The organism is Paenibacillus sp. 01T422 (assembly GCF_056398785.1).
Genome location: NZ_JBFTQB010001404.1, coordinates 1 through 960 on the forward strand (window position 1 = coordinate 1; position 960 = coordinate 960).

Annotated in this window: 1 protein-coding gene and 1 pseudogene; both read right to left on the reverse strand. The window is 53.5% G+C overall.

Features of this window, described 5'->3' with window-relative positions:
• On the reverse strand, positions 1 to 629 hold a 629-nt coding region (gene eutL, locus AC1DUA_RS39095), incomplete at its 3' end, for an ethanolamine utilization microcompartment protein EutL (RefSeq protein WP_477504799.1).
• A 117-nt stretch (positions 630 to 746) separates the two neighbouring features.
• Positions 747 to 960, reverse strand: a pseudogene (locus AC1DUA_RS39100) (DUF6155 family protein); the annotation flags it as partial.

Below are 960 nucleotides of genomic sequence, written 5' to 3' on the forward strand. Positions count from 1 at the left end.
GTACAAGCCGATTGACTGCCTGTCAGTAATCCTCCCGCAAAATTCGTCTCCGTCGGCGGGCCGTAGAATTTGCACATGCGCACATCGGCGGCTTTGAGTGCCGCATCCAAGCTGTAGATGGCTTCTAACGGAGGGGCGATTAAATAAGCAAGCGGTTCTCCCTCTTGGATGCCCGCTTCTTTGGAGAGGTACGAACCCGTGCGGGAAATGACATGCGCATAATACGCATGCGTGGCGTCGGCATCCAGCGCGTAGAAGCAGGCGCCGGTCTGCATCACTTCGATAGCGGCATCCAGCCCGCTACGCACTTCGTCCGGCGAGGCGCCGCCGATGATGCCGATAAATTCACCGGACAGCGGCCCCGACGCATGTCCTGATCCGGCATAGAACGAGCGGGCATACACCACCTCTACCGCTGCGTTCTTCGTCGCTTCATCGATTGCGGTGTAACCTACATCGTCGATGGTTGAAGTGAGTAAGCCGAGGCTGCGGATGCCCGGCTTCAGCTCTAGCTGCTGCGCGAGCCCGGCGTCGACGTTCGGGATGATCCGGACGGCGAGCGGTACGGCGCGTATCGGTTGTGCGTTTATGTGAGGGGCCACTCCTTTCACCTCTTCGCTTGGATGCATGAAAGCAAAAAGGTGCCCCGGTTCGGAGAACGCTCGACGTTCTTGGACCTGAGGCACCTTTGCCTGTTTTATGCTTTTGTTAATGGATATGCGTTGAGGGGTGGGGATATGCTTAACTCATTCAATTTCATCCTCATAATTAGCAGCAAAGTTATAAAATATGTCACATAATGCATCATGAAAGCCCCAGCCCATTCCATTTGTACGATACACGATCCCTAGTAATCGGTCTCGGAAGCTGAAATACAATCCCTCGCTGCCGTCAGATGATCCAATTTTTTGCAGTGCACTAGCGTAAGTGGATACCATACTATTATAAAATGTTTCATAC